Source organism: Enterobacter sp. CGMCC 5087, from assembly GCF_003144775.1.
In the GTDB taxonomy this organism is placed as follows: domain Bacteria; phylum Pseudomonadota; class Gammaproteobacteria; order Enterobacterales; family Enterobacteriaceae; genus Enterobacter; species Enterobacter cloacae_M.
Map to the genome: position 1 here is coordinate 1 of NZ_QFXN01000200.1, position 6,557 is coordinate 6,557.

The 6,557-nt window shown below is 43.9% G+C and carries 4 protein-coding genes, 1 tRNA gene and 1 pseudogene; 3 read left to right on the forward strand and 3 right to left on the reverse strand.

Annotation, left to right across the window (positions count from 1 at the left end):
* The 3 genes and pseudogenes from DEO48_RS27225 to DEO48_RS16425 form a co-directional block, all read left to right on the forward strand.
* Nucleotides 1-168, forward strand: a pseudogene (locus DEO48_RS27225) (topoisomerase II); the annotation flags it as partial.
* A 106-nt stretch (nucleotides 169-274) separates the two neighbouring features.
* Nucleotides 275-359 (forward strand) — tRNA-Leu (locus DEO48_RS16420).
* Between the two features lie 200 nt (nucleotides 360-559).
* Nucleotides 560-1,831 carry an integrase arm-type DNA-binding domain-containing protein gene (locus DEO48_RS16425; protein ID WP_109845745.1) on the forward strand — a complete coding sequence of 424 codons (1,272 nt, stop codon included), beginning with the start codon at nucleotides 560-562 and terminating at the stop codon, nucleotides 1,829-1,831.
* 324 nt (nucleotides 1,832-2,155) lie between these two features.
* Here DEO48_RS16425 and DEO48_RS16430 read toward each other — a convergent pair whose 3' ends face one another.
* The 3 genes from DEO48_RS16430 to DEO48_RS16440 form a co-directional block, all read right to left on the reverse strand.
* A complete protein-coding gene (locus DEO48_RS16430) occupies nucleotides 2,156-2,986 on the reverse strand; it encodes an ATP F0F1 synthase synthase (RefSeq protein ID WP_109845746.1) in 831 nt (276 codons plus the stop codon).
* On the reverse strand, nucleotides 2,979-3,548 hold the full coding sequence (locus DEO48_RS16435; RefSeq protein WP_109845747.1) for a hypothetical protein: 570 nt from the start codon (nucleotides 3,546-3,548) through the stop codon (nucleotides 2,979-2,981). Before DEO48_RS16435 ends, DEO48_RS16430 begins: the two co-directional genes overlap by 8 nt.
* A 135-nt stretch (nucleotides 3,549-3,683) precedes the next feature.
* The gene (locus tag DEO48_RS16440; protein ID WP_109845748.1) at nucleotides 3,684-6,557 is read right to left on the reverse strand and encodes a type I restriction endonuclease subunit R; all 2,874 of its coding nucleotides are present in this window, start codon (nucleotides 6,555-6,557) and stop codon (nucleotides 3,684-3,686) included.

Here is a 6,557-nt window from a genome sequence, read left to right on the forward strand (position 1 = left end):
GCCGATAAGTACGGCGAGGACATCCAGCTGCTGCAGATGCCGGAGAAGGCGGCGGGCAAAGAGAAGCTCTCCTGCGATATGGTGCAGGAGATGTGGGCGAAGGTGCTGGAGCTGCCGGAGCAGAAGGCGGCGAGGGTGATTCGACTGGCGGTGTCTGAGCTGGAGTGACAAAGGGCGCTGGTTTTTTGGGCACTTAGCGCGGGTTTAGCGCGTCGTCGCTTGCATGGCGGCGCGCGACAGGTATAATCCACAACGTTTCCGCATCCCCTTCAGTGCCGAAGTGGCGAAATCGGTAGACGCAGTTGATTCAAAATCAACCGTAGAAATACGTGCCGGTTCGAGTCCGGCCTTCGGCACCAAAAGCATATAAATAGACGTCAATCGACGTCTTTTTTTATGCCTGAAATCCGCGCTCCACAAGGCTTTACCCGCTTTCCTCCTCAACTAAAGTCAACCTAACTCAACCCACATCAACAAGCTTGTGAGTATACTAATGAGTATATTTGCCGATTCGATATTGCTTGTATACTCACGAGATACCAATGGAAGGAGGACCATTATGGCCCTAACGGATACTAAAGTTCGTTCTGCAAAACCTGAGGAGAAAGAGTATTCACTTGTTGACGGCGACGGCATGTCCTTACTTGTAAAACCTGGCGGTTCAAAGTATTGGCGATTTCGTTTCCGTTTTGGCGGTAAACAGCATTTGATGGCGTTCGGTGTCTATCCTGAAATTTCACTGGCGGATGCCAGGAAGAAAAGGGAAGAAGCCAGGAAGCTGGTAGCTGCTGGTATCGATCCTCGTGAGCATAAACGTGCTGCGAAAGAAGAGCAGGCGAAAGAGATTATTACTTTCGAGAAGGTTGCCAGAGAGTGGCTCGTGACCAACCAAAAATGGTCGGAAGATCATGCTAATCGCGTAAAAAAGAGCCTGGAGGACAATATCTTCCCGGCAATTGGTGCTCGCAATATTGCTGAATTGGGTACCCGCGATCTGTTAATTCCCATTAAAGCCGTAGAGACATCTGGACGTCTTGAGGTGGCTTCCCGTCTTCAACAGCGCACCACGGCTATAATGCGTTATGCAGTGCAAAGCGGGTTAATTGATTACAATCCGGCGCAGGAGATGGCGGGGGCGGTTGCTTCCAGTAATCGACAGCATCGTCCGGCGCTGGAGTTAAAGCGCATCCCTGAATTACTCCAGAAAATAGATGACTACACCGGCAGGCCACTAACCCGTTGGGCAACCGAACTCACTTTGCTTATCTTTATTCGGTCCAGTGAACTGCGTTTTGCTCGCTGGTCAGAGATCGATTTTGAAACGTCAATGTGGACCATCCCACCTGAGCGAGAGCCTATTCCCGGCGTGAAACATTCTCAGCGAGGCTCAAAGATGCGTACACCTCATCTGGTACCGCTTTCAAAGCAGGCGCTGGCGATCCTGAAGCAGATAAAACAGTTTTGCGGAGAGCACGAGCTCATTTTTATTGGCGATCACGATCCGCGTAAACCCATGAGTGAGAACACGGTGAACAGTGCGCTGCGTGTCATGGGCTATGACACTAAAGTCGAAGTTTGTGGTCATGGCTTTCGCACAATGGCTTGTAGTTCGTTGATTGAGTCAGGACTATGGTCGAAGGATGCGGTGGAGCGGCAGATGAGCCATATGGAGCGTAACTCGGTGCGGGCGGCGTATATTCATAAAGCGGAACATCTGGATGAACGCAAGCTGATGTTGCAGTGGTGGGCGGATTTTCTGGATGCGAACCGGGAGGAAACAATTAGTCCGTTTGATTATGCAAAACTCAATAACCCGATGCTAAGCAGGTAAATCGTGTAGAACACCAATTACATACAGAAGGCATCCAGAAGTTAAATTCCGGACGCCTTTTTACCTTTCAAAACCCCAAATCAGAAGAATAACAAAAGACTACGATATGCACGCAATCTGGTTTTGACCGTGCGAGTGAACGTAATATCGGCAAGAAGGCAGATGCACTCAGTGTGCAGGCACGGGGGCAGCAACAGGTTTTGTTACCTGTCCCCCTAGATTAGCCTCGACCTAAACTGTAATAGTAATAGCGAAGATTATACAGATTTTCTTCAGCTTCAGAATCCACAAATTCTGTTGATTAAAGTATCCATTACACCACTTTTATAATCTTTGTATTGAGTTGGCTAATCTCTTTTCATTACCAAATCTAGTAGTGTAAAATCTTTGTTCGATACCATACAGCAAATATTTTAACTCTTCTTCTGATGATACTTCGAATTTACTCTCAGTAGTGTCATATTTAAGCTTTTCAGCACAATAATCATTAATGTAATTCAGCATCTCACCTCTGTCTTCCACTGGCATCGCTGCAAGAGTATCCATAGCTAATGCAATTCTCTTTCGGTTTGGCTTTGATACCTTTTCTACATCATAGTCAGTTGAAAGTACAATGAAGGATTCACTTAAAAACGACTTAACTTCTTCTTCCGTGGCTTCTTTGTACAGAATATCGATACCTTTAAATATACTTGAAATTGTGGCGAGACTTCTGAATAATAATATATTACTTTCCTTTAGGTATACAGCATCAGGTATATGATTAACAATCAACCGCCCTTCATTTTCTTCTATTTCTGCTGATTCACCAAAAGCAATTGTTTTTCTCTTGATAAACAGGGATGGGGTTATTTTCTGAAAATAAAAGTCTTCATCCTGATGAGAGAATATATATGAAATCTTCGTGAAATATTTTTTTGTTAAATCGTCGAAGTCCTTAGAATCAAATTCATCCTTAATGCATGATAAGCAGAATGATTGCTGACTAAAATTTTCAATTTTGAACCATGAATCTTCATCAAGATTATGGTCAGGGTTATATGGAATGAGGCTAAGAGTAGACAAATCTAAAGCGTCAAACAAAGTGTAGTCTGATACCAATTTAAAAAAAGGTTTCTTACGAGGTCCTTTTACTTTCGCAAAAATGTTATTCATTATTTTTCCTTTCGATAAAGGTATAGTTGTTTATTCTAAATGCAACGGGGATATTGATTTCTTTGGGGGTTTTGTATTTATGACGACTAATTAAAAAAATGGATGCGCCGCTCTTGTTTTTAATGTTATAAAACTCATATCTAAACAGTAGAAATAAAGGGTTAAAGTATAATGCTTGAGACATAAAGGTAAAAATAAATAAAACGGCATAAACAAAAAACAAGGCAGACCAACTGGTTATACTTAAAGCCACAAAGAAATAACCAAGATAACTTGGAAGAAATGAGTTGTTCGCATGCTCCACAGAAACTACTTCGCCTTCTTTAAACTCATCCTTGCCCAGTCTGGAACTTAAAAACAAACTAATCCAAGTTAGTAATATGGGGATTAGCATGTAAAATACGTATGATGTCATTTGTGGTAATAAACTCAACCAATGACTGTGTTCAAACCCTTGGAAAAAGTAATAAAGGGTGTACTTCTTTTGTACAAAGAAAATTATAGCCAACAACGATGTTGCGTTAAATGTTAAAAGAACTCTAAAAAGGAAATTTATTATCATAATGTTTTCCTGTATCAAATACTGCGTACAATTATTTTATAGTATATCAATTAATCATTGACTTTCTACCTACAATATTTCGCTCAACTGGGTAAATATATCAATTGCGAAGCCCCAATTGGGGCTTCGCTACCCTCAGAACCCACGCATTCCGTTGATAAATGTATCAATCACGCCACAAACTTTGTCATATACACGTTTAAGCACCGTCTTCCTTTCAAGGATCCTAGGTGTCCATGTGAGAGCCTTGGCTACCTCGTCCTCACGTGGGGTAATATCGGTAAACAGGTAATTATCCAGCAAAGCGGCAACTTTACTTTCATCCAGGCTTTCTTCAGCACACAGCGTTGCAACCGCTTTACGTTTTTCACGTTCAACGTAGGTTTCAAAGGTCTGGGTGATATCTTCATCATGCGAAACATGCAGCAGATTTTCTTCGATGAAGTTATCAATCAGTTCGCGTTTGCTGCGCAGCGTGACGTCACTGTCAACGATATCCATGACCTTCTTCTTCTGCTCCTGCTGCGCTTCAGGTGGCATAGCCTGGATGCCAGCCAGTAGCCTCAGGATATAGCCGACATTAATTTCATCCCGATGAATCAGTGACACTTCAAAATCGACCTCATCCAGAATCGAGACTTTATCTTTGCCAGTGCGTTTTTTCACCTTGTCATAAATATCAAGATATTTACTGGTGTAATCGGCAAGAGTCTGATCCGATAAAGGCTTACTCACTTCATCAAAATCAGCAAAGCTCTCCAGGATATTCTTCAGTCGCATCATGTCGCGGAAAGCCGTCACAAAAGCAAGCTGAGCTTTTTCATCAGGGAGGCTGTCCACGCTTTCCACTGTAGGTGTCAGGGTCAACAGGGTATCTACAGCAGATTGATAGTCGCTCAGGTACTCCTCAAAAGGTTTAACCAGCACGACTGAGGATGCCTCTTTGTTCGAGAATAACGCTATGGCATCATCGGTGGCTTTCTTGAGGTTGCGGAAGCAAACGATGTTACCGTGGCTTTTCTTCTCATTAAGAATACGGTTGGTTCGGGAAAATGCCTGTATCAGCCCGTGGTAACGCAGGTTTTTATCAACGTAAAGCGTATTGAGGGCCGGGCTGTCAAATCCCGTGAGGAACATATTGACCACCAGCAGGATATCAATCCCTTTTTCTTTGGTTCGTTGTGCAATGTTTTTGTAATAATTGTAAAAGCTTTGCGAATCATTAGCTGAATAGCTGGTGCCATACAGCGTATTATAATCCTTGATGAAGCTGTCCAGATGATCCCGGCTGGAGATATCGATTTTCCCGCCCTGAGGCAGGCTGATGTCTTCTTCATCCAGTAAACCGTTAACAGCTTCCTTATTGCTTTTGTCCGTTTCGTTGGCTGCATAAGTAAAGATTGTTGCGATACGCAACGGTTTGTAACCCGGATCGACCTGCTGAAGCTCTGTTTGTTTATCTTTAAAGAGTTTGTAGTACTTAATCAGCATGTCCACCGAGCCCACGCAGAACATTGCGGTAAACTCACGGTTTCGGGTCTTTGCATTGTGGTGAGCCAGGATGTAGTCGGTTATTTTGCCCAGCCGGATATCGCTTTCCATGACCTCTTTGGTGTCGATATCTTCCACATCGATATCGATCTCATTACTGGTTTCCTTACGGCGATAGGTTCCTACATACTCCACGGCGAAGCGCAATACGTTCTCATCACGGATGGCATCGACAATGACATACTTGTGTAGGCATTTATCAAACAGCATTTCAGTAGTCTGCTTGATACCATTGGTAATATTGACGTTATCGGCAAAAATCGGGGTCCCGGTAAAGCCAAACAGTTGTGCATTTTCAAAGAAATTGACGATAGCTTTGTGAGTGTCACCGAACTGGCTGCGGTGGCATTCGTCAAAGATAAAGACAATACGTTCCTTACGCAGGTGCTCCAGCTGTGCCTTATATCCTTCATGGATAATGGCATTGTTCAGTTTCTGAATGGTGGTCAGTATCAGTTTACTGTTGTTAGCCTTTAGCTGCTTAATTAGTGTACTGGTATTGTTAGTGGTATCTACGCTGTCTTTAGCGAAACTGTTAAACTCTTTGGCTGTCTGATAATCCAGATCGCGACGATCGACGACGAAAATAACCCGATCAACTTCAGGCATCGACATGATCACCTGGCTGGCCTTAAAGCTGGTCAACGTTTTCCCGCTACCTGTTGTATGCCAGATATAGCCATTACGGGGTTTGCCCTGTAGGTGAAGACTGTCCTTAACATGGCGGATCATCGCTTCACAGGCATAGTACTGATAGGGGCGCATGACCATCAGGCACTTACGGGTTTCATTCAGCACCGTGTAGTGAGTGATCATTTTTGCAATGTGACAAACTTTCAGGAAGGCTTCTGTAAACTTCTCCAGCGACTTAATGGGTTCATTTTTCTCGTCTGTCCAGAAAAAGGTCTGCTCGAAATGGTTAGCCCGATTATTAGCGTAATACTTGGTATCAACACCATTACTGATAATAAACAACTGAACATACTGGAACAGACCACTGCCTACCCAGAATGCATCCCGATGGTAACGGTCAATCTGATTAAAGGCTTCCTTCAGGCCCAGTCCACGACGCTTAAGCTCAATCTGTACCAGTGGCAGACCATTAATCAGCAGCGTGACGTCAAAGCGCGTTTTGCGCGTATTTTGTTCGGCATTGTATTGCTTAACCTGACGGGTGACCTGAAACTCATTCTGGCACCACTCATCTTTGTTGATAAAGCTGAGCCATTTCTCAGTACCGTCATCACGCAGCAACTGGTAGCGATCGCGCAGGATTCGGGCGCGATCGATCACTTCATTACCTTTGGTCAGATGCAGAAAAACACGGTTAAATTCGCTGTTGGTAAGTGGGGCGGCCTCCAGCCGATTGTGAATTTCAATCTGCTTGTGCGTATTCCGCTCTGATCGATCATGTTTTCGCGTGGAACGTCGATCAGCGATTCGCAGCTGATCGATCAT

What these genes read in the sequence shown, in the direction of transcription:
- DEO48_RS16425 (WP_109845745.1), top strand. Translation starts at nt 560, where the DNA reads ATGGCCCTAACGGATACTAAAGTTCGTTCTGCAAAACCTGAGGAGAAA.
- DEO48_RS16430 (WP_109845746.1), bottom strand. Translation starts at nt 2,986, where the DNA reads ATGAATAACATTTTTGCGAAAGTAAAAGGACCTCGTAAGAAACCTTTT.
- DEO48_RS16435 (WP_109845747.1), bottom strand. Translation starts at nt 3,548, where the DNA reads ATGATAATAAATTTCCTTTTTAGAGTTCTTTTAACATTTAACGCAACA.
- DEO48_RS16440 (WP_109845748.1), bottom strand. Translation starts at nt 6,557, where the DNA reads ATGATCGATCAGCTGCGAATCGCTGATCGACGTTCCACGCGAAAACAT.